Below are 23,539 nucleotides of genomic sequence, written 5' to 3' on the forward strand. Positions count from 1 at the left end.
TTTTATTTGGAAGAACAACCCAGCAAAACCATTGCCGACGAGACCGGCTGGAGCGAAGCCAATGTGCGTGTAATTTTGCACCGGGGCCGCAAAAATATGCTGGCGGCTGTGAATCAACTGATGCTAAAAGAGCTAAAAACGATCTGAAATGGATAAGAAAAATCAAGAAGAAAGACTGATCAAAAACTTGATGAAGCATTCACTGACCAAAATGCCGTTTGAGGATTTTGAAGCGCGCATGATGGACAGAATCCACCAGGAAAAGCGTCAGCAGGAATCGGTAACCAACAACATCCGATTTGCCTGGATGTTCTTTTTTGTCGGGCTTTTTCTGGGCTTAGGCATCACCAACATGACGGCCAACCTGAGCGTCCAGCTTTATGGCATTTCCCTGAAGCAAGTCACCTTAATCATACAAATTGGCATTGCGCTGGTGTTGCTCTTTCAGTTTGAAAAACTACTCGACCTGTCCTTTCGCAAAAAAAAAACCTGAACCAAACCGTTTAAGTCACTTTAAAGGTTTGATTCAGGTTCAGTCAGCATCAATTTCTTCCTGCTAAAACACAGTCACCGGGGGCAGTTCTTCCTGCTTTTCAAAACGAATGGTGGCCACCAAAACTTCGTCATCGCCCCATTGCTGTGGCGGACAAGTCAGCTGCAATCCTTTTCCCCTCACCCGGGCATGGCGGATTTTATCCAGCCCTTCCTCATTCGGAAACAACGAGCCTTCCACATGATGAACGATGTAATCTTTCTCGCGGTTGTACTCATAACTCCCAAAATACGAAATTCCTTTCAGCTCCTTTTCGTCCTGATTTCGGGGCATATACTGAACCGAAAAATGGCCTGATGCCGAATAATGAATGTATCCAATGGCGTCTTCGCCAAATGGATAGACGATTTCGCCGTTTTCTTTTTCTGCCTCAAACGACAGGAGCTTATAAGTGCCTTCAATGATACTCTTCATAGTTTAAATTTTTGAATACGAATATTACACTTTTAACCGCAAAATCCACCTCAAAAAAACATGTTTAAAAGACAGGTTATTGGTGATTGGTGATTGGAATTTGGTCCGCCAGCTGGCGGATTATCCCAAGGCAACATCCAGGGTCATCATCACCGCAAACCCAAGCATGGCTCCAATGGTGGCAATGTCGGTATTCTTTTGCAACTGCGATTCGGGAATCAGTTCCTCCACCACAACATAGATCATGGCACCCGCGGCAAACGAAAGTGCATAAGGCAGAATCGGCTGCATCATCATCACCGCAGCAGCGCCAATTACCCCAGCAATCGGCTCTACAATTCCGGATGCTTGTCCATACAAAAAGCTCTTTCGCCGACTAAAACCTTCGCGACGCAGGGGAACTGAAACAGCGGCTCCTTCCGGAAAATTCTGAATACCAATACCAATGGCCAAAGCCACAGCCCCGGCCAAAGTTGCTGCCGGAACGCCGTCAATTGGGGCACTGGCAGCCACCGCGCCAAAGGCCACACCCACTGCGAGCCCTTCGGGAATGTTGTGCAAGGTAATGGCCATCACCAGCAACACACTGCGCCGCCAGGTGGTTGGAACCCCCTCCGCTTCGCTGGTCGGAAACCCAAGGTGAAGGTGAGGCAACAACTGGTCGGCCAGCCACAAGAAGGCGCCGCCTCCCAAAAAACCGATGACAGCGGGAATCCAGGGATGATCGCTGGTTTGCCGGGCCATTTCGATCGCGGGGTTCAGTAGCGACCAAAAGCTGGCGGCAATCATGACCCCGGCTGCAAAACCAAGCATGCCATCCAGCACCTTTCGGTTGATGCGCTTAAAAAAGAAAACCATGGAAGCCCCGAGCGCTGTCACGCCCCAGGTAAATAAGGTTGCCAATAGTGCCTGGATAACAGGCCCTTGATCAATAAACCAAGAAATCATAATCGAATTCTGTTTTCGTTTGAAGTTTCGTTTTTTGTCCCGTTGAAAATACAAAAAATAACCGATCGCACAGGCGAGTTGTTCAACGGTTTTGCTTCATCCTGCGACTTTCGCTTCAAATGGCTCAAATCGTAACAAACAAGTCCATGGAAATCGATCGTAAATCAGTTCCCTAAAGTTCCAGCAATGCTTTTATCTTATCATCATAATTGCGGCCACTCACCAACTTTGTCTTTTCGACATCATCCAAACGAACGACATACCGGCACCCCGAATGCTTGTCTATTTCATGAATCAAAGACGAGTTGACCATTAGACTGCGGTGTATGCGTATGAAGTTTTCAGGTAGTTTGTCTTCCAGAAATTTCAAGCTGTGATCAATAAGATACCTTTTACCATCTTTCATCACAATCGAAACATACTTATCCTCAGAAATAAAATAGCTAACATCGGTTATCCGTATGAGCAACATCCGGTCACCAATTTTCACAGGAATACTGGTCACCGATTTTCGCTTTTCAGGCGAAGAGTAGCTCGACAAAAGTCTCAACACCTGTTCTTTATTCCAGTCCTCCTTCAAATACCGGAGCTTTTCAATGGATCTTTTAACCCGCTCTTCTTTTACCGGTTTCACAAGATAATCGATGGCTGCCGTATCGAAGGCCTCCAAGGCATAATCGTCATAAGCTGTACAGAAGATCACGGCGGGAAAATGGCTCATTTTCTGAAGCACTTCAAAACCGTTCAGTCCCGGCATTTGAATATCCAGAAAAATCAGGTCTGGCTTCAATTGGTCAATCAAGCTCACGGCCTCCAAACCATTGGTGGCCTCACCGACAATTTCAACTTCAGGAATATCACCTAATATTTGTTGCATTCGCTGCCTGGCAGGGCCTTCATCGTCAATAATAATCGTTCGGTAGTGATTGCTTAACATGCTGTTTTTTGTTACGAAAAAGGTAAAACAATAAGAATGTATTTCTCAGGCTCATTTTCCCACTTCAACCAAGCCTTGTTTTGGTAGATCAAATTTAGCTTCTCCTGAATACTTTGCAAACCATAGCCAGCGATAGGCTCACTAGGAAAACCAGGGCCGTTATCAAAAACCATGATCTTCAGTTGCTTGTTGTGCCGCTCAACCACAACTCGAATTTGCCCGTTGCTGGTCAGTTTTGAAAGGCCATGTTTCACCGCATTCTCAACAAGCGGTTGAATCAAAAACTGTGGAATCAGGACCTCTTCAAGTTCCCTTGAAATCTGTATTTCATAGTTGAGTCGATCTCCGAAGCGCACTTTCTCAATGGTCAGGTAGGTTTCAATCGATTCAATTTCCTCCTTTAAGCTCACCGTCTGCTTTTGCTCCTTATTGAGCGAATACTTAAAGAAATCGGACAAAGCCAGAGCCATTTGCTCGGTCTTTCGGCCATCGATCCTGGCCAGACTAGCTATCGAATTCAACGAATTGTACAAGAAGTGAGGATTGATTTTAGACTGCAACGACTGCAGCTCAGCTTGTTTATGTAACTCGCTTAATTGCGCCAGTTGCACATCTTTCTCACACAACAGATTGCGCGACTGCATGCTCATGTATATGTAAAACGTCCGGGCTACAGCAATAAGCGAACAAAACAAAACGGTTGTGACTGTAACACCAAAAATAACCTCCTTACCACCATTTGACGGCATAATCACGGTTAAACCCATTGGCAGTAACGCAGGAATAAACGTCGTGGTCAAAAAGGGAATTAGCGTATTCAGCAATAAATTGTCTTTCCGGTTTTGAAGAATGCCAAATTCGACCAGGTAGATAAGAATAATGCTGATGACACCCAAAGCAGCTTGGCCTAACGTATTGGCAAGAACAATGAAATATTCAAATTTGACATTCAAAAAATACACATTGATCGACGTTGAAACAGCGACTTGTATCAAATAAGCGAGAAAAACCAACATGCTCTGCCCGAGAAACTTACCAAAATCATAATGATGATTTTTGATCACTCCGGCCTGCACAATCAGAATCAAATAAATAATCGCAATCAACATCCCAATTAATTGAGCACCGGAACTCACATAAAACCGGTTTCTCGGTGTGACGCTCTTGAATGAAACCGGAGGTTCTGCCTTTACGCCTCGCGAGCGATCGTCAAAAACTTTGGAATATAAAGCCTTTATTATTTTTCTATCAATAGCGTGAAAGGTGATATCCTCCGGTTTTTTTTCGTCAAAAACTGCTCCAGCTATTCGATTGCGCGGATAGCTGGAATATCCATCGTTTTTAGAACAATCAACTATTGCGCGTACCAAATAATAATAAAGAATCTTTTTTCTTTCCGGAAGCGATGTATTATTGGGAATATTTAGGATAACACGACTTTCTACAATTTCTCTCGAATTATTACGAGCTTCAATCTGGTTTTCTTTTTCTTTGTTTGTTGGGCTGTTAATTTCAAGAACCAGATTGGCTGTCCCGACTTCTATCACGTAAACATCCCACGCATCAATGAGGGAGTCGAGCATGCTGGCCTATTCCTTAACAATATTTTGGTCGTCAGGAGTTGGATTGCCATCTAAACGAATCAAAATGTTTGAATAATAGCGAATCGGAACAGAATCGATTAGGAATTTGGTGTTGATTTGGTCCCAAACGTCAGGCTCAAACTTAAGGCTCAAGTCAGATCCCGCCCGGGTTAGAAACCCAAAGAGAAAAACGAGTAAGCTTAACAAAACGTATTTTTTCATGGATACTAGTTTAAAGGTTTAGGCAAAGAACCTTTAAAAAAGATGAATTTAAAAGAATATTCTGACAAGCTGCAAAATCAGCCGGATAAAATGCAAAAAAGCCCCACCTTCGCAGATGGAGCTTCTTGATATTTTCGGTTCCCCTGCTTCAAAATTCGCCGGGGAATAGTCAATCAATTAGTAAATCGCCTTCATGGCAGCCATGGCTGCACGCAGCTCTTCGCCGATGATTTCCACATCGTGGTAGCGAATCTGTGCATTCACTTCAATCAGCCGCTTGTTGTCGACATGGTTATCGAAACCTTCACCATAAGTTTCGCCAATCACGTCGAGTTCAATTTTCTTCATGAAATCACCCAGCAACGGCTTGCAGGCATGATCGAACAAGTAGCAACCATATTCGGCGGTATCGGAAATTACCCGGTTCATCTCGAACAGTTTTTTACGCGCAATGGTATTGGCAATCAGCGGGGTTTCGTGCAACGACTCATAATATGCCGACTCTTCTTTGATTCCGGCTTCGGTCATGGTTTCAAAAGCCAGCTCAACACCCGATTTCACAAAAGCCACCAGCAATACGCCATTGTCAAAGTATTCCTGCTCGCTGATTTCTTCGTCGGTTGCCGGTGTTTTTTCGAAAGCCGTTTCACCCGTTGCCGCGCGCCAGGTCAGCAGGTTTTTGTCGTCATTGGCCCAGTCTTCCATCATGGTTTTGGAGAATTCGCCCGACATGATGTCGTCCATGTGCTTTTGAAACAGCGGACGCATAATGTCTTTCAATTCTTCAGCCAATTCGAAGGCTTTAATTTTGGCCGGATTCGACAAGCGATCCATCATATTCGTGATTCCACCGTGTTTCAAGGCTTCGGTAATCACTTCCCATCCATATTGAATCAATTTCGAAGCATAACCCGGCTCAATGCCTTTTTCAATCATTTTATTGAACGACAAAATCGAACCGGTTTGCAACAAGCCACACAAGATGGTTTGCTCACCCATCAAATCCGATTTCACTTCGGCCACAAACGACGAACGCAAAACGCCAGCTTTGTGCCCACCCGTAGCTACGGCGTAGGCTTTGGCAATTTCAAATCCATCGCCATTCGGATCATTTTCCGGGTGAACAGCGATCAGGGTTGGCACCCCAAAACCACGCTTGTATTCTTCGCGCACTTCAGAGCCCGGTGATTTTGGCGCCACCATAATCACGGTAATGTCTTTCCGGATTTGCATGCCTTCTTCCACAATGTTGAACCCGTGCGAATAGGAAAGCGTGGCCCCTTTTTTCATCAGGGGCATCACGGCTTCAATCACACTGGAGTGCTGCTTGTCAGGTGTCAGGTTGATCACCAAGTCGGCCGTTGGCAACATTTCTTCGTAAGTTCCTACTTTGAAGTTGTTGTCTGCCGCATTTTTATACGACTGGCGCTTTTCCTTGATGGCTGCTTCGCGCAGGGTGTACGATACATCCAATCCCGAGTCGCGCATGTTGAGCCCTTGATTTAGGCCCTGGGCCCCGCATCCAACGATCACCACCTTTTTGCCTTCCAGCTTTTTTACGCCGTCTGCAAATTCTGACTGATCCATAAACTCGCAGGTTCCCAATTGTTCCAATTGCAGACGCAACGGAAGTGTGTTAAAATAATTTGCCATTTGCTTTATACTTTTTTAGATAATTTTTCAATGTAAAATACAAGTCATCATACTGTAATTGGATGAATCCGGTTACGCTCCATCCGTATATTAGTCAATCTGGTTCAGCAAGTTGTCGCGTTCCATTAGGAACTCCGACAAACGCTCGATCGGGTCGCGGGTAATGGCCACACGCCCCGAGCGAATAAACTGCAGCACGCCAAACTGGTTTAAGGCCTCAAACAACTCCTGTGTTTCTTCCTTGTGTCCGGTTTTTTCGATCACGGTGTATTCGCGGGTAATTTCCAGAATACGGGCACCGGCTTTGCGAACCAGACGTTCAACCTGGTCGCTGTCGTACAAGGTATCGGTTTGAACCTTGTACAGTGCAATTTCCTGAAAAACCATCTCATCGTTGGTGTGGTAAAAGGCTTTGAGGACTTCGACCACTTTTTCCAGTTGCCCCACCACTTTTTTCACGCGGTCTTCTTCTTCTCTGACCACGATGGTGAATTTTGAAATCCCCTTGATGGCCGATTCAGAAACCGTTAAACTTTCAATGTTCATTTTACGCCTGGTAAAATTGATCGTAATCCGGTTGAGCAAACCGATGTGGTTTTCCGAATATATGGTAATGATAAATTCCTGTCTCATTGTGTCAATTTTTAAAGATTAAGCTTCAAGAATAATGTCTGAAACTGATGCTCCTGACGGAACCATGGGGAACACGTTGTCTTCCTTCTCGACAACAACCTCCAGCAAATATGGGCCGTCGTGATCAAGCATCCTTTGAATGCCGTCTTCCAATTCTTCGCGTTTAGTTACTTGGTGCCCTTCCATTCCGAAACCTTTTCCAATCATAATGAAGTCCGGGTTTTGCAGTTCGGTAAATGAATAGCGTTTTTCAAAGAACAGCTGTTGCCACTGACGCACCATTCCGAGGAAATTGTTATTCAGGAGAATGATTTTTACCGGCAGTTTGTTTTGTACGATGGTGCCCAGCTCCTGCAAGGTCATTTGGAAACCACCATCGCCCACAAAGCAGCAAACGGTACGGTCTTTAGCGCCCAGCTGCGCTCCCATGGCCGCCGGAATGGCGTAGCCCATGGTTCCGAGTCCGCCGGACGTGACGTTACTCTTGGATTGGGTAAACTTGAAGTAGCGCGAGGCGATCATTTGTTGTTGGCCCACATCGGTGACCAACACCGCATTGTGCTTGGTTTTTTCTGAAGTGATACGAACAGCCTCACCCATGGTCAGTCCAACTTTATCGGGGCGAATGTCTTTATCAATCACTTTCTCACGTTCAATTTGATCGCAGTCCCGGAACTCCTGAATCCACGCGTCGTGGTTGTTTTCCTTCACGTTGTCGATCAGCATGGCCAGCGATTTTTTGGCATTCCCCAGAACGGCCACATCGGTTTTGATAATCTTATCAATCTCTGCCGGATCCACTTCGAGATGAATAATCTTGGCATTTTTGGCGTATTCGCTCACCTTTCCGGTCACCCGGTCATCGAAGCGCATGCCGACGGCGATAATCAAATCGGCCTCGTTCGTTTTAATGTTGGGCCCGTAATTTCCGTGCATCCCCAACATGCCCACATTCAGCGGATGATCGGTTGGCATGGCCGATAAACCAAGCAAAGTCCAGGCTGCCGGAATCCCGGTTTTCTCCACAAAAGCTTTCAGCTCCGCTTCGGCTTGGGCAATGATGACGCCTTGGCCGAAAAGCAACAATGGTTTTTTCGCCTGATCAATCAGCCAGGCAGCAGCCTTCACCTTAAATGGATCAACCTGATGCTCGGGAATATAGGAACGGATTTTCTTACACTTTTTATAGCTGAAATCAATTTCCTGGAACTGGGCATCTTTGGCAATATCGAGCAGCACAGGCCCCGGACGACCCGATTGCGCAATGTAAAATGCTTTGGCAATGGCATCAGGAATTTCATCGGCGTTGGTAATCTGATAATTCCATTTGGTGATGGGCATCGAAATACCCACCACATCCGACTCTTGAAAAGCATCGGTACCGAGCAGCGGCGAAGCCACTTGTCCGGTAATGCAAACCAAGGGAATCGAGTCAATCATTGCATCGGCGATTCCGGTAATCAGGTTGGTGGCACCTGGCCCCGAGGTGGCAAAACACACGCCAGCCTTGCCAGTCACTTTGGCATAACCTTCGGCGGCATGCACGGCACCTTGCTCGTGGCGGGTCAAAATGTGAGACACTTGTTTGTCGTAATCGTAAAGGGCATCGTAAATGGGCATGATCGCCCCGCCCGGATATCCAAAAATGGTATCAACGCCTTCTTCCAACAAGGAAAGAATAACGGCTTTTGAACCTGTAATACGCTTTATTGCCATAATATATGAGTTTTTAATTTGTTGCTAATCAATTAATCGAATGGCGCCTTGATCTGCCGATGAAACCAGGCTGGCATAGGCTTTCAGCGCTTTGCTGACCACGCGGTTTCTGCCGGCAGGCCGATAGGCTGCTTTACCTTTTGCTTGTTCGGCCGCTTTTCTTTTGGCCATTTCTTCATCCGAAATCAGCAGGTTGATCTTGCGTTCGGGAATGCTGATTTCGATGAGGTCACCGTCTTCAATCAGCGCGATTTCGCCACCGGCTGCTGCTTCGGGAGATACGTGCCCAATCGAAAGGCCGGAAGTTCCTCCGGAAAATCGCCCATCGGTAATCAGGGCACAGGCCTTATCCAGTTTCATGGATTTGATATACGAGGTGGGATACAACATTTCCTGCATGCCCGGTCCGCCCTTCGGCCCTTCGTAGCGGATGACCACCACATCGCCGGCCTGCACAGAGTCGCCAAGAATTCCATTGACCGCATCATCCTGCGACTGGAATACCTTGGCAGTTCCTTTAAAAGTGTACACTGAAGGATCGACACCTGCTGTTTTAATGATGCATCCGTTGCGGGCAATGTTTCCAAACAAAACAGCCAATCCGCCATCTTTGCTGTAAGCATGCTCCAAATCACGGATGCAGCCTTTTTCACGATCGGTGTCCAATGCTTTATAATAACTTTCCTGTGAGCCCATCACATTGTTGCGGACTCCGGCCGGAGCCGATTTGTACTTGGTGATCACTTCTTCGGAAACCTCCGGATTCATGACATCATATTTCTGAATGGCCTCAGCCAGCGTCAGTCCGTCAACCCGCGAAACTGAAGTATCGAGCAAACCCGCCCGGTCCATTTCGGCCAAAATACCGAGAATTCCACCCGCCCGGTTTACATCTTCGATATGATACTCGGAATTGGGTGCCACCTTACACAAGTTGGGCGTGTTGCGCGAAAGCTTATCAATATCTTCCATCGTAAAATCAACCCCGGCTTCGTGTGCAATGGCCAAAATATGCAACACCGTGTTGGTGGAGCCGCCCATCGCGATATCGAGTTTCATCGAGTTTTCGAACACCGCTTTGGTCGCAATTCCTCGAGGGGTTACCTTTTCGTTTCCGTTTTGGTAATGGTCGTAAGTGATGTCGATAATGCGGTTGGCTGCTTCGGCAAACAGTTTGTTACGATTGGCATGGGTCGCCACAATGGTTCCGTTTCCGGGCAAAGCCAGCCCAAGGGCTTCGGCCAAACAGTTCATCGAGTTGGCTGTGAACATGCCCGAGCAGGATCCACAGGTTGGACAAGCTTCCTGTTCCACCCGCAAAATGGTTTCATCCGACACGGAATCGTCGGCGGCCATCACCATGGCATCAACCAAATCATAGGATTTCTCGTCGATTTTTCCGGCTTCCATTGGTCCGCCTGAAACAAAAATGGCCGGAATGTTTAAACGCATTGCGGCCATCATCATTCCCGGAGTAATTTTATCACAGTTTGAAATGCAGATCATCGCATCGGCTTTGTGCCCGTTGCACATGTACTCAACACTGTCGGCAATCACATCGCGCGAAGGCAACGAATACAACATCCCATCATGCCCCATGGCAATGCCATCATCAATGGCAATGGTATTAAACTCAGCGGCAAAACAGCCTCTTTCCTCAATCAGGGCCTTAATTTCCTGACCAATATGATGCAAGTGAACATGCCCCGGAACAAACTGGGTAAACGAATTAACAATGGCAATCATGGGCTTTCCAAATTGCTCTTCCTTCACCCCATTGGCTCTCCACAGACTTCGGGCTCCCGCCATCTTGCGTCCCTCGGTGGTCGTGGCTGATCTCAATCTTTTCTGCATTTTCAATCTGATTTTTTATTTTTAAAAAAGCCCTTCTCATAGAGAAAGGCTTTCGAATTTTATTTGTTCAACAATCCCCGGCCTTTCTTAGTGAAACACTAGAATGACGACTAGAAGGACCAAATGAATTGTTGTAAACTGTCTCATAAATCAAAGTGCTATAAATGAAAAAAGCCATTCCCCCTGATGAGAATGGCTATCGGTTAACCCAACGTACGACATCCTCACTTCGCCTGCGAAATGACCACGACTAGAAGAATAAGGACGTTGGATATGATAGCCTGTAATTTCATTTTTATTGTTATTAGTGGAGCAAATGTAGAAATTAATCCGCAAAGACAAAATTAATTCGTAAGTAAAAACTAGTTTTTTTCTGTGATTTAATATCTAAAGCCAATCTCTGCAAATAAAATAGAAGAAGAAATCAACTTACAACTTATAAAAACGACGAAAGAAAGGCTTTGAAAACCAAGCAATCAACGCCTCAACAATACTCTGCCTGCGATTCGTCCCATCTGACACAAGCAGAAAAGCGTTGCCGACTAAATTTTCTTTTCACCGGCGAATAGCGACAACACAATTCAAGACAAGCCGTTTTCTGAAACCCTTGATTTTAGTGGTCCCCGAGTAGGTATCACCCTCCCCGGCGGCTTTTCACCCCCCACAACGGAAAATCACCTACCCCTGCCTGAAATTTCATCGCTACAGCGGGAAATGCCCCTCCACGATAGGAAATTTCGGCTCCACAATGAAAAACGAGCAGCCCCTGAGCAGAATTTCAGCTCCACAGCGCGAAATGACCTCTCCCTGATCCTGTTTTTGTGTCGCAATTACCTCTGCAGATCCGTCAATCGGTCATTTTTCTAATTTAATCGGCAGTAGGAAGCCTCCCCTAAGCCATTTTTTGAATTTAACTGGCACCGGGAAGCGCCCCCGGGGCAAATTCTCGAAGTCAACCGGCTTGAGGAGGCATCCCCGGGACCATTTCTCTGCTTTCAGGGGCTGACTGATCTTTTCCCCAGGCCATTTCTCTGGTTCCATTACGCTTCGCAATCATTCTGCGGGATATCGCTCCCAAAAAATGCTCGTTGCATGAAAATTATTCCTAACCGATCGGCGGCATGATCCACTTTTCATCGGAATTTCTCTTCGGCCTGCCTGAACTTGGCGCGATTGCTCAAGCATCGATAAACAGACCATGCCTTGCGGTAACATTGCACACACAGCCTCACCGACCTGTTAAACTTTTCAACAAAATATGTGTTAGTTGAATCGTTATTTTGAAAAGACTTGGCCGATTGATGTTTTTAACTATTTTTGATCAGGTCTTAATCATACAAATATTAAAGAACTAAACAGCTAAACGAATTAGAAATAAACACCTAAATCTTATCAATAGCAGACACAAAAACGCAAATTCTCAACAATCAATCCCCATAAACCCGGAAAACTCAGCAATTAATCATTCAATAACCCATAATTCAGCGTGTATGAGAAAAATTTACCTTGTTTTAATGATTTGGATCTTTGGTACAAGTGGACTATTGGCCCAAGTATCCGATCAGGAAGCCCAGATTCTGCAGCTGTGTATTGATTTACCTGAAATACAGGAATTCTATCCACAGTTCGATGACGAATCCAAGGCAGCCGTCTATATCATGCAATATCCGATTGCAATATCGACCGACCTCCCGCTTCAAAAGTTCAACAAACAACCGGTTTACATGAGTCGGCATGAAATCTATGACAACAACGTTGATGCCTATTTCCTGTTCAAGCAAATTGATGTTGGAAGTCAATCCGCCTTTGTTGAATACACCATGTATTACGATTACAACAGCGATGATCAAAAGATCGTGAACATCAGCCTTGATTTTCAAAAATCAGATGCGGGCTGGGCGGTGCAAAATACCCAACTGGAACATAAATAGTAAACCTAAACACAATCTCGTATGAACAAACAGAATAAGATGCTCGCCTTTTTTAAAAGGCGAAGTGCCCTGCTGACTATTATTCTATTGTCAGCTATTTGGACAACACCTTCTTTGGCTCAATCTCCTTTATGTGACTCCTACCCAACTATGTTTTGTTGTGAATATATCTCAGAAGTTAGCATTAATGGTGCTTCCGCTGCCGGAGCTCCCGACGCTACCGGATTTGCCACCGGCCCAGGCTATATTGACCATACTTCGTCAAGCCTGACGACTTTGGTTGCCGGAAGTACCTACCCAGTTTCGGTGACCGTAAAAACAGGTAGCACCTACCAAGAATATGTCAAAATCTGGTTTGATTTTAACGGGAATGGTGACCTCACTGATATCGGAGAGTTAGTGTATGAAGCCGATCAGAATATTGATGGAACCTATACCTTTAATGGAACTATTACAGTTCCCAACGATGTGTTTAATGGTGATGTCTATATTCGAGTTGTGATGACCTTTGAAAATTCGCCAACACTTTGCGGAGAGTATGACTACGGGACCACCATTGATTTGAAAGCCACTATAACCGGAGGAGTTGACCCTCATGTTCTTCAGGTATCAGTTGCAAGTTCTGGAGGGCTTACTGGCACCGTAATCAGCTCACCGGGAGGTATTAGCACCGGAACAGAACAAGAAATGGCCAACTTTGCGGATGGTTCAACCGTGACCCTAACGGCAAATCCTTCCGGAGCAGCATCCTTCAACGGCTGGACTGGAGACGTGACAAGCACCAGTAACCCGCTTGAGGTGGTCATGAATGAGGCTAAAAACATCACTGCCAATTTTGGCCCGCCAAATGCTGCACCCAGCTTTAACAACGGTGCTACAGCCTCACTCACGGTTGACGAAGACGCAGCAACAACCTCAATCAACGATTTATTGGCCATTACCGATACCGATACGGGCAACCCGTTGACATGGTCTGTAGCGACAGCTCCCACCAACGGCAGCCTGAGCGGATTTAATGCTACGGCTACCAGCACAGGCTCGTCGGTTACCCCAAGTGGATTGAGCTACACCCCAGCCAACGGCTATAGCGGATCCGACTCGTTTCTCATCGAAATTAGCGATGGTACAGCAACGGCTCAAATCACGGTGAATGTGACGGTGAGAGCCAGCCAAAGCATTACTTTCGACGCGATTGGTACCAAAACCTATGGCGATGCTGACTTCACCCTCGGCGAGGCAACCACCGACGAAGGATTGACGGTGACCTACACCGCCGATGATCCCACCATCGTTTCGATTAGTGGGAATACCGCCAGCATTCTGAAAGCGGGAAGCACCACCATCACAGCAAGCCAGGATGGCGATGCCACCCATGCGCCAGCCACTTCGGTACAACAAACCCTGGATGTTTCAAAAAAAGAATTGACAGTGACAAGCGCCGTAGCAGCCGACAAGATTTACGATGGAAACACCGATGCGACCATCAGCGGAGCAACTTTAAGCGGACTTGTAGGCAGCGATGATGTCACTTTGGGCGATGCAGCAACTGGAACCTTTGCGCAAGCCACAGTAGGCACAGGCATTTCTGTTGGGACAGCCATGACCATCAGTGGAGCCGATGCCGGAAACTATACGCTGACACAGCCGGTGCTCACTGCCGATATTACGCCAAAAGCCTTAACGATTACTGCTGAAGACAAATCCAAGACCTACGACGGAGCAGTTTACAGTCCATTCACCGTGACTTATTCCGGCTTTATAACCAGCGAAGATGAAACGGCGCTGGATGGAACACTCTCCTTCAGCGGCACAGCCACTACCGCTACGAATGTGGGAACAGCATATGGCATCAGCCCCGGCGGATTGAGCGCTTCAAACTACGACATCACCTTTGTAGATGGAAAGCTGGACATTATGCCGAAAGAATTAACTGTAAGCGATGCTGTAGCAGCCGATAAGGTTTACGACGGTCAAGCCGATGCTGTCATCAGCAGTGCGATCCTTTCGGGGGTGGTCGGAACTGACGAGGTTTCGCTGGACAACCATACCTCAGGCGTATTTGCACAAGCCGGAGCGGGCACAAACATCGAAGTAAACACGTCAATGACCATCAGCGGAGCAGATGCCGGAAACTACAGTTTGACACAACCGGCACTGACTGCCAACATCACGAAAAAGGCTTTAACGATTACGGCCGACAACCAAACCAAGACTTATGATGGTGAGGTTTACAGCCCATTCACCGTAACTTATTCCGGCTTTGTAGCAGGTGAAGATGAAAACGATTTGGCAGGCGCCCTCAGCTTTACGGGTTCTGCAGCTACTGCGACTGATGTTGGCAAAGGCTATGTTATTACCCCCGAAGGCTTGAGCTCGTCGAACTACGACATCTCTCTTGTTGACGGCGAACTGGAAATCTACCCCAAAACCTTAACCGTAACGGCAGACGATCAGAGCAAGGAATATGACGGTGCTGTATTTAGTTCGTTCACGGTAAGCTATAGTGGATTTGCAACGGGTGAAGATGAAAACGATCTGGGTGGTGTTCCTACCTTCAGCGGAACAGCCATTTCGGCAACTGATATTGGCGAAGATTATACCATCATCCCGGGAGGACTGAGTTCCTGGAATTATTCGATCAACTACGTGAGTGGCATGCTGGACATCACAGCAAAAGAGCTGCAAGTTTTAAATGCAACGGCAGCCGACAAGGTCTACGACGGCCAGACCGATGCCCTCATCAGCGGTGCAATCCTGTCGGGGGTAGTCGAAGGCGAGGATGTTACTTTGAGTAACATGACCACAGGTACATTTGCACAGGAAGGTGCTGGCGAGAACATCACCGTAAGCACATCCATGATCATCAGCGGTGCAGATGCCGACAAATACACTTTGGTACAGCCAACACTAACCGCCAATATCACGAAGAAAGATCTAACGGTTACTGCTGAAGACAAATCCAAGATTTATGATGGTGCGGTTTATAGCCCATTCACCGTGACTTATTCTGGTTTTGTAACAGGCGAAGACGAGAATGATCTGGGAGGTGCGCTTGATTTCAGTGGCACAGCGACCACAGCAACCGATGCGGGGACAGCCTATGTGATTACCCCCGAAGGTTTGAGCTCGTCAAACTATGCCATCACTTTTATTGACGGCAAGTTGGATATTACGCCAATGGAACTGACTGTGACTGCCGATGCCGGACAAACAAAAGTCTATGGCGAAGCAGATCCGGTATTCACTTACGCGGTTGCACCTGCCTTGGAAACTGGCGACAGCTTCTCAGGCGAACTGAGCCGTGCAGCTGGTGAAGATGTTGGCTCGTATGCCATCGGGCAGGGAACACTGACTGCCGGAGCCAACTACGACCTCAGCTTTGTCAGCAGCGATTTCAGCATCACCCAAAAACCAATTACGGTGACTGCCGATGCCGGACAAACAAAAGTTTATGGTGAAGCAGACCCGGTATTCACCTACGCGGTTGCATCTGCTTTGATAACTGGCGACGACTTCTCAGGCGAACTGAGCCGCGCAGCCGGTGAAGATGTTGGTGATTATGCCATCGTGCAGGGAACACTGACTGCCGGAGCCAATTACGATCTCAGCTTTGTCAGCAGCGATTTCAGCATTACACAAAAAGCCATTACCGTGACTGCCGATGCCGGACAAACGAAAGTTTATGGTGAAGCAGACCCGACATTCACTTACGTGGTTGCACCTGCTTTGATAACTGGCGACAGCTTCGCGGGCGAACTGAGCCGCGTAGCCGGTGAAGATGTTGGCTTGTATGCGATCGGCCAGGGAACACTGACTGCCGGAGCCAATTACGACCTCAGCTTTGTCAGCAGCGATTTCAGCATTACACAAAAAGCCATTACCGTGACTGCCGATGCCGGACAAACTAAAGTTTATGGTGAAGCAGATCCCGTATTCACCTACGCGGTGGCACCTGCTTTGATAACTGGCGACGACTTCTCAGGCGAACTGAGCCGCGCAGCCGGTGAAGATGTTGGTGATTATGCCATCGGCCAGGGAACACTGACTGCCGGAGCCAACTACGACCTCAGCTTTGTCAGCAGCGATTTCAGTATCACTCAAAAGCCAATTACGGTGACTGCCGATGCCGGACAAACAAAAGTTTATGGCGAAGCAGATCCGGTATTCACTTACGCGGTTGCACCTGCCTTGGAAACTGGCGACAGCTTCTCAGGCGAACTGAGCCGTGCAGCTGGTGAAGATGTTGGCTTTTATGCGATCGGCCAGGGAACACTGACTGCCAGTTCGAATTACGATCTCAGCTTTGTCAGCAACGATTTCAGCATCACCCAAAAGCCAATTACGGTGACTGCCGATGCCGGACAAACAAAAGTGTACGGCGAAACAGATCCGGTATACACTTACACGGTGGCACCTGCCTTGGAGAGCGGGGATGTCCTGAACGGAGCGCTGTCAAGAGAAGCCGGAGAAGATGCAGGTTCATACTTGATCACTCTGGGCAGCTTGACCGCAGGTTCAAACTACGAATTAATCTTAGCCAGCGAATCGTTCATCATCACACAAGCCTCGCAGAGCATCAGCTTTAGCCCGATTCCATCGAAGCACCTGGAAACCGATGCAGATTTTACGTTGGATGCGACCGCGAGCTCAGGTCTTCCGGTAAGCTACACCTACACGTACAGTGCGACGGAAGCTCCCGCCACCGTTTCCGAAGATGGATTTGTCAGCTTGATGAGCTCGGGCGAAGTTGAAATTACCGCTTCACAAGCCGGGAACAACAACTACCTCCCTGCAGAACCCGTAAGCCAGTGGCTGACAATTACCAGTTCGGATGCCAGTATTCACAGTTTCACGATTAAAGGAGAGGACTTCGTCCAACCTGATCTGGAATTCTACTACCGGATGGATTGCGACGAACAGGAGACATCAGTAAGCATTAACTACAGTACCGATGCCAATGCCTCCTCAAGCGAAACAAACCCATTGGTCATTGAAACACCAGGCCCCGGGATTTACCGCAAAAGCGTGACGATCACTTCGCAAGATGAAAGCCAGCAACAGACCTACCATATCACCGTTGAAAAGGGCTTCCGTTTTGATGAAATCATCGAACAGAAGTACAACAACGTTTTATTGGTGAACAACAACCCCGATACCAATGGAGGCTACCGTTTTACAAGCTTCAAATGGTATAAAAACGGCCAGTTGATCAGCACCGGGCAATACTACTCGGCAGGTGATGATGCTTCAGACCGACTGGATCCGAACGCATCTTATTCGGTAGAGCTAACGACCACGGACAATCAGGTGCTTCGTACTTGTGAATTCAACATTGAGCTGAACAGTGCCTTTGCCTTGACAGCGAGTCCCAATCCGGTAAGAGCGGGAAGTACGATTGAAGTGGTAACAAACTACAGCAACAACATGCTGGTCGATCGCACGGTGCAGATTACAAGTCTGTACGGAGCTCCGATCTTGCGAGAGGTATCGGCCAGCAACGAAACCACGATTACACTCCCCAACAGCATGGCTCCGGGAACCTATGTCGTGACAACAGTTGCTTCGGGCGTTGTTCTCAACACAAAAATCATAGTTCAGTAATTCTTCTGGTAGCATTTTAAAAAATAGAATCATATGAATCGTTTTAAATTCAACCCATACCAACAAGTTCTGATTGCCATTTTCCTGCTCCTATCGGCAGGATCGGCAACAGCTCAATATTACCAGCTTCCGAAGGGTGAACTTTCGGTTTACTTAAAGGGAGTCAATTCTAAATTGCATATCGATATGCGGGAAACCGCTGACAGCGATACGCGATTCGGGGCAGGTGCCGGAATCCAGTACAGCTATTATCTTTCGCGAAACTGGAGTGTTTCGGGTGCGCTCGAATACCAATCTTATCGTTCTGAAACCCTCATTGACAACTTCGCCGACAGCTACAGCGTGAGCGATGCCGAAGGGGATAACATGATCTTCCGAACTTCGGCCGATGTTTACCACGAAAGGCAGTCCGTCGGCATGCTGAACATTCCGCTGCGCATTCAGTGGGAAACCACAGGCTATTAGACCAGGCTGTTTGCTGCAAGTGGGATCCAGCTGGGCCTCCCGCTTGCGGCCAGCTACAAGGCCACCGCTTTTGGCCTGGAAACTTCCGGTTACTTCCCGCAATGGGATGCTCATCTGACGAGCCCGCGTTTTATGGGTTTTGGAAGTTGGAATACCAAGCACAGCGGTAAGGAAAAGCTGAAACTAAAAAACAGCTATTCGGTTTTGTTCGAACTGGGTGTAAAACAGCAATTAAAGGCGTTCCGTCACCTGTACGTGAGTGCCTATGTCGAACTGGGACTGAACGATCTGGCAAAGGCGAGCGACCCGCAAGCACTCATGGGCTACAATACCGACAGCCCGGTTGATTTCCACCACGGCTCGGTCATTTACAGTTCGCCGGAAGCCGCCGGAAGCAACTATGCCGGTAAGGTAAGCGCTCAAAGTTTCGGTTTTAAGATGCGTTACGCTTTTAGCTGGTAGCCATTCATAGTTGCAACCAAGAGTTCAAGAAAAAAGCACTTCAGTTCCCTGAGGTGCTTTTTTCTTGAACTCCTTGTCAAACTTTTTTCTCATCTGCTTCCTAATTGTAAGTCAGTGAAAATAGTCCTTAACTTACCGTACTGCCAAATGTAGCACTTCCACCAGGAGCCTCATGATATAGAATATCAGTGAATAATTGAACTGTGACTCCAAATTATTTGATGCTGACCGTAAATTATCGGACTGTAACTCTAAATTATTTGATGCTGACGGTAAATTATCGACCTGTGACTTCAAATTATTTGATGCTGACGGTAAATTATCGGACTGTGACTCCAAATTATTTGATGCTGACGGTAAATCATCGGACTGTGACTCCAAATTATTTGATGCTGACGGTAAATCATCGGACTGTGACTTCAAAACATTTGATGCTGTCGGTAAATAATCGCCCTGAGATGCTGAATAATTCGATGGCAACAGTCAATTCTCCACCACTTCGAGATACTCATTTAAAAAGCGCTGATCGTTTTCATCCGAATCGCCATATTTTTCGCGCAGTTCAACCAAGCGGCCGTGCATCATTTCCTGCACTTCCGCATAGTCCGGGTCACCGTAAACATTGGTCATTTCATGCGGGTCTTTTTCCAGGTCGTAGAGCTCCCATTCGTCAATGTCGTAGTAAAAATGCATCAGTTTGTAGCGATCGGTAGCCACACCATAATGCCGTTTCACCATGTGTATCGAAGGATACTCGTAGTAAGTGTAGTACACCGCATCGCGCCATTCGCCGCTTTGTCCATTGAGCAGCTTGCGAAACGACTCGCCCTGCATGGCTTCAGGAATTTCAATGCCGGCATAATCGAGGAAAGTTGGCGCAAAATCGAGGTTTTGAACCAGCTGATCAAAGCTTGATCCGGCACCAATCTCTTTCGGATACCGAATGAGCAGCGGTGTGCGGAACGACTCCTCATACATAAATCGCTTATCGAACCAGCCGTGTTCCCCTAAATAAAAACCCTGATCGGAAGTATACACCACGATCGTGTTTTCATCCAAGCCGTTTTCCTCCAAAAAATCCAGCAATTCACCAACCCCGTCGTCAACCGAAGCGATGCAGCCCAGGTAATCCTGCATGTAACGCTGGTAGCGCCACTGCATAAGCTCTTTCTCATTCATATTGGCATAATCGCGCTGAAACTCGTCATTGATCGGACCATAAACCGAATCCCAGGCAGCCCGCTGGTCAAAGTCCATGCGCCCAACTTCGCGGTGAAAAGCACCTTTATCCCAACCGGCAGTTTCCTCAATACCCAGCCGGTCCATCACATCGGGATAAACCTTGGAATCGCCGGCCCAGTTCATGTGCTCCAAAATATTCATTTCCGACTCTTTGGCGGCCGTCCCCCTACCCTCGTAATCATCAAAAAGGGTTTCCGGCTCCCGAAAAGTCATGTTGGTGTAGGTTTTATAATGCCGGTTGGCAGGCAGCCATTCCCGATGCGGCGCTTTCTGATGATAAAGGACGCAAAACGGTTTCTCCAAATCCCGGTTCTTCAGCCAGTCGAGCGTCATCTCTGTGGTCAGGTCCGTCACATAGCCCGAAAGTCGTTTCCGCTCACCGTTAATGATGAAATCTGGATTGTAGTAGGCACCCTGCCCGGGCAGCACTGCTGAGTAGTCGAATCCGGTGGGCAATCCGTCGAGGTGAATTTTGCCAATCATTGCGGTTTGATAGCCATTCGCCTGAAGCAGCTTCGGAAAGTTATCCTGCTCCCAGTCGAACGGCTGGATATTGTCCACCTTTCCATTCACAAAGCTGTGCTTGCCCGTAAGAAGAACAGCCCGGCTGGGGGCGCAGATGGAATTGGTTACCGTGGCCCGGGTGAAAATAGCGCCTTCTTTGGCCAGCCGGTCAATGTTTGGCGTTTGGTTTAAGCCATGTCCGTAGGCGCTTATGGCCTGGTAGGCATGATCGTCACTCATGATGAAGACGATATTCGGACGCTTGGGTTCTTGTTCTTTGGGAGCACAGCCAACAATTCCGGCGGTTGCTGTCAGCAGGGCCAGTGAGTTTGTAAGGATTGGTTTCATACGCATGATTTATTTCGGTTGCTCAAAAATAGCAAACCGACAGATCATTTGAAACCCCATTCTGAAAAGACTTTTGACAATTGAATCATCCTCCGGAAGTGGACAAAACGAATTCCCGACAGGCTCTTCTCCGCTTTAAACGAAAAAGATGGCAACCCCCAATACGGTGATTACAGCCCCCACCACTTCTTTCCAGTTCACTTTTTCTTTGAAGATGATAATGGCGGGCGGAATAATCAGTACCGGAACAATTGACATGATGGTTGCTGCGATGCCCGCTTTCGTATTTTGAACGGCAATCAGCGAAAAGGAAACGCCGAGAAAAGGACCAAAGAACGAACCCAAACTAATACGTTTCATGGCCGAAATATTTTTCAAGGCCGCCCAAACGCGGTGATACCGCTTCATAAAAACCAGCAAAATCGCAAAACCGACAATTCCGGTCATCACCCGGATTTGCGAAGCGGCAAAAGCATCATAGTCGCCCATTCCTTTTTTGCTCAAAACCAAGCCGGTAGCCTGCCCCAGCGCGCCACCAAGGGCCAACAAAATACCGGGAACCGAGTAGGCCGAAGTCAGTCGTTTGCGAATTTTCTCTCCGCCATTGAGTGCACTGTTTTCGCGTTTCAAAATGACCATGCTGATTCCCAATAGCGTAATGATCATACCGACCCAGTTCATCGGCGACAACACTTCGCCCAATATAAAATAGGAAATGAAAGCCGTAAAAGGTGGCGTCATGGCCATAATCAGCATCGAAATGCGCGCGCCAACCACCACAAAAGCCTGAAACAAAAGCAAATCGCCAATAACAAAACCCACCAATCCCGACAAGGCCAGCCAGCCCCATTGATAAGTCGTAGCATCAAACGGAAACCACATGCCCCGTGAGATTTGGGTGTAAATGGAATAAATAAAAAACGCAATGACCAAACGAATCAAATTAACGGCCAGCGAGCCGACTTTTTTTCCGGCCGACTCAAAAGCCATGCTGGTTACGGTCCAGAAAAGAGCCGTCAGCAAAGCTGCAATTTCACCCCAATATGCCATCATAACTGTACCGCTTCAAGTGTAAACTGAAATTGCAGATCGAAGTGCAAAATCAGCAAAAATCGGGTCAAGACGTTCATTTAAAATTCTGATTAATTTGCGCCAAAAATAGTCAAATAATCACAGGCAAAAACAGACAAATACACAGGCCGGATTCATATTTTTTGACCGGGCAGCCAAATCACACGCGCTGCAACCGGACGACAAAGAAGTCAAACTTGGCGAATCGGCCGCTCGAAGAACTTTTCAGAAATGACTCAGAATCGTTTATCTTCGAAACCAAAAAGCAAATGAAACTACTGGTTGTGAACAGTGCCGAACCCGACGTGGCTGAATTCGCCGAAAATATCGCAAAAATTGTCCAAAGTGCCGGAGCAAACCACCAACTCATCAACTACCGGGATGGCCTGAAGCAGGATTTTTCGACCTTCGATGGTATTCTGATCTCCGGCTCTCCTCAGGGAGATGACATTGCAGAGCACCACCAACCCTTTTTTCGGTGGATCAAAACCACTCCGAAACCAATTTTGGGAATCTGTGCCGGCCACCATATCACCGGGGTGATGTACGGGGCCAAGTACCTGCGCAGCGTGGAACCCGAATCAGGCGATTGTGAAGTTGAGATTGTTCTGGATGACCCCATATTCGCCGGAATTGGCAGAACCTTTGTTGCCCGCCAAATGCACAACGACTCCGTCACACTGCCCGAAAACTTTGTGCATCTGGCCAAATCGGCGGTCTGTTTCAACCAAGCGATGAAACATCAAGACAGAGCCCTGTACTCCTTTCAATTTCATCCCGAATACCTTAATCCCAGTCTGATTCAGAATTTCATTCGCCTGTGCGCCCGAAAAACTGGGGAATAATCGGCAGCAGCGCCCAATCACGCGAGCATTTGGTATCAGAACGTTACTTTTTCCATTTTTTTTGAAGAAAAATGAAACGACTAACAAAAACATTGCTTTAATTCGCATCATCAAGTATGAAGAACAATCTTCATTTTTGTTACTCATGAATGAAAGGCCGCCTCACCAGCGGCCTTTCTGTATGTTAGCCCATAACAATTCATTGACGCTGGTTTGCCCCGAACCCAAACAAACAGGCAGACCAATACGGTTTCAACCCAAAAAAGTTGAGATAAAAACGGCCTGGAGCCCACCCCGGCTACAGCTGCAACTAACAGGATTAGGCAAATTTATTCTTCCTCGTACTTAATCACTTCAACGGGGCATCCTTCCGCCGCTTCGATGATGCCATCTTCGTTTGATGCCAAATCGGCACCTTCGATTACAACTGCTTCATCGGGCATTTCAAACACCTCTGGGCAAGCACTTTCACACAATCCACAGGAAGTACATCCTTCTTCGATCCAAACTCTTTTAATGGCCATATCTTTAGATTTTAGTTGAAATAAAACAGCTTT

At 47.3% G+C, this 23,539-nt stretch carries 19 protein-coding genes; 7 read left to right on the forward strand and 12 right to left on the reverse strand.

Annotated elements, in window-relative coordinates; all coding sequences use genetic code 11:
• The first annotated feature begins 6 nt into the window (after window positions 1-6).
• Complete coding sequence (locus NC99_RS22750) at window positions 7-147, forward strand: RNA polymerase sigma factor (RefSeq protein WP_394330553.1); 141 nt, start codon at window positions 7-9, stop codon at window positions 145-147.
• Window position 148: 1 nt separating this feature from the next.
• Entirely contained in the window at window positions 149-493 is a 345-nt protein-coding gene (locus tag NC99_RS19970; RefSeq protein WP_053188224.1) for a hypothetical protein, read from the forward strand.
• A gap of 63 nt (window positions 494-556) precedes the next feature.
• On the opposite strand, the gene NC99_RS19975 is transcribed toward NC99_RS19970, so the two are convergent.
• The 9 genes from NC99_RS19975 to ilvD all read right to left on the reverse strand — a co-directional run bounded on the left by NC99_RS19975 (window position 557) and on the right by ilvD (window position 10,513).
• Window positions 557-967 carry a lipocalin-like domain-containing protein gene (locus NC99_RS19975; RefSeq protein WP_053188227.1) on the reverse strand — a complete coding sequence of 137 codons (411 nt, stop codon included), beginning with the start codon at window positions 965-967 and terminating at the stop codon, window positions 557-559.
• Between the two features lie 120 nt (window positions 968-1,087).
• Window positions 1,088-1,915 (reverse strand): ZIP family metal transporter, encoded by an 828-nt coding sequence (locus tag NC99_RS19980; protein ID WP_157625099.1) that lies wholly within the window; start codon window positions 1,913-1,915, stop codon window positions 1,088-1,090.
• Between the two features lie 172 nt (window positions 1,916-2,087).
• Window positions 2,088-2,852 carry a LytR/AlgR family response regulator transcription factor gene (locus tag NC99_RS19985; protein WP_053188230.1) on the reverse strand — a complete coding sequence of 255 codons (765 nt, stop codon included), beginning with the start codon at window positions 2,850-2,852 and terminating at the stop codon, window positions 2,088-2,090.
• 11 nt (window positions 2,853-2,863) lie between these two features.
• A complete protein-coding gene (locus tag NC99_RS19990) occupies window positions 2,864-4,435 on the reverse strand; it encodes a sensor histidine kinase (protein WP_053188232.1) in 1,572 nt (523 codons plus the stop codon).
• A 6-nt stretch (window positions 4,436-4,441) separates the two neighbouring features.
• The gene (locus NC99_RS19995) at window positions 4,442-4,657 is read right to left on the reverse strand and encodes a hypothetical protein (protein ID WP_053188235.1); all 216 of its coding nucleotides are present in this window, start codon (window positions 4,655-4,657) and stop codon (window positions 4,442-4,444) included.
• A 177-nt stretch (window positions 4,658-4,834) separates the two neighbouring features.
• Window positions 4,835-6,310: a ketol-acid reductoisomerase gene (gene ilvC / locus NC99_RS20000; protein WP_053188238.1), complete on the reverse strand. Its 1,476-nt coding sequence runs from the start codon at window positions 6,308-6,310 to the stop codon at window positions 4,835-4,837.
• 90 nt (window positions 6,311-6,400) lie between these two features.
• Window positions 6,401-6,943, reverse strand: a complete 543-nt coding sequence (gene ilvN / locus NC99_RS20005) for an acetolactate synthase small subunit (protein ID WP_053188243.1) — start codon at window positions 6,941-6,943, stop codon at window positions 6,401-6,403.
• Window positions 6,944-6,961: 18 nt separating this feature from the next.
• Window positions 6,962-8,659 (reverse strand): biosynthetic-type acetolactate synthase large subunit, encoded by a 1,698-nt coding sequence (gene ilvB / locus NC99_RS20010; RefSeq protein WP_053188246.1) that lies wholly within the window; start codon window positions 8,657-8,659, stop codon window positions 6,962-6,964.
• A gap of 24 nt (window positions 8,660-8,683) precedes the next feature.
• Entirely contained in the window at window positions 8,684-10,513 is a 1,830-nt protein-coding gene (gene ilvD / locus NC99_RS20015) for a dihydroxy-acid dehydratase (RefSeq protein WP_053188249.1), read from the reverse strand.
• Window positions 10,514-12,003: 1,490 nt separating this feature from the next.
• Between ilvD and NC99_RS20025 the strand changes: the two genes are divergently transcribed.
• The 4 genes from NC99_RS20025 to NC99_RS20040 all read left to right on the forward strand — a co-directional run bounded on the left by NC99_RS20025 (window position 12,004) and on the right by NC99_RS20040 (window position 18,972).
• On the forward strand, window positions 12,004-12,444 hold the full coding sequence (locus NC99_RS20025) for a hypothetical protein (RefSeq protein ID WP_053188256.1): 441 nt from the start codon (window positions 12,004-12,006) through the stop codon (window positions 12,442-12,444).
• A gap of 21 nt (window positions 12,445-12,465) precedes the next feature.
• Window positions 12,466-18,045, forward strand: coding sequence for an MBG domain-containing protein (locus tag NC99_RS20030; RefSeq protein ID WP_157625101.1), 5,580 nt, complete (start codon window positions 12,466-12,468; stop codon window positions 18,043-18,045).
• 33 nt (window positions 18,046-18,078) lie between these two features.
• Window positions 18,079-18,510: a hypothetical protein gene (locus NC99_RS20035; protein ID WP_053188261.1), complete on the forward strand. Its 432-nt coding sequence runs from the start codon at window positions 18,079-18,081 to the stop codon at window positions 18,508-18,510.
• A 132-nt stretch (window positions 18,511-18,642) separates the two neighbouring features.
• A complete protein-coding gene (locus tag NC99_RS20040; protein ID WP_053188264.1) occupies window positions 18,643-18,972 on the forward strand; it encodes a hypothetical protein in 330 nt (109 codons plus the stop codon).
• Window positions 18,973-19,455: 483 nt separating this feature from the next.
• On the opposite strand, the gene NC99_RS20045 is transcribed toward NC99_RS20040, so the two are convergent.
• Both NC99_RS20045 and NC99_RS20050 read right to left on the reverse strand, forming a co-directional pair.
• Complete coding sequence (locus NC99_RS20045; RefSeq protein WP_053188267.1) at window positions 19,456-21,066, reverse strand: sulfatase family protein; 1,611 nt, start codon at window positions 21,064-21,066, stop codon at window positions 19,456-19,458.
• 135 nt (window positions 21,067-21,201) lie between these two features.
• The gene (locus tag NC99_RS20050; protein WP_053188269.1) at window positions 21,202-22,119 is read right to left on the reverse strand and encodes a DMT family transporter; all 918 of its coding nucleotides are present in this window, start codon (window positions 22,117-22,119) and stop codon (window positions 21,202-21,204) included.
• Window positions 22,120-22,406: 287 nt separating this feature from the next.
• Between NC99_RS20050 and NC99_RS20055 the strand changes: the two genes are divergently transcribed.
• A complete protein-coding gene (locus NC99_RS20055) occupies window positions 22,407-22,982 on the forward strand; it encodes a type 1 glutamine amidotransferase (protein ID WP_157625103.1) in 576 nt (191 codons plus the stop codon).
• 329 nt (window positions 22,983-23,311) lie between these two features.
• Here the strand turns inward: NC99_RS20055 and NC99_RS20060 are convergent, their stop codons facing one another.
• The gene (locus NC99_RS20060; RefSeq protein ID WP_053188317.1) at window positions 23,312-23,506 is read right to left on the reverse strand and encodes a ferredoxin; all 195 of its coding nucleotides are present in this window, start codon (window positions 23,504-23,506) and stop codon (window positions 23,312-23,314) included.
• Window positions 23,507-23,539: the final 33 nt, after the last annotated feature.

The organism is Sunxiuqinia dokdonensis (assembly GCF_001270965.1).
GTDB lineage: Bacteria > Bacteroidota > Bacteroidia > Bacteroidales > Prolixibacteraceae > Sunxiuqinia > Sunxiuqinia dokdonensis.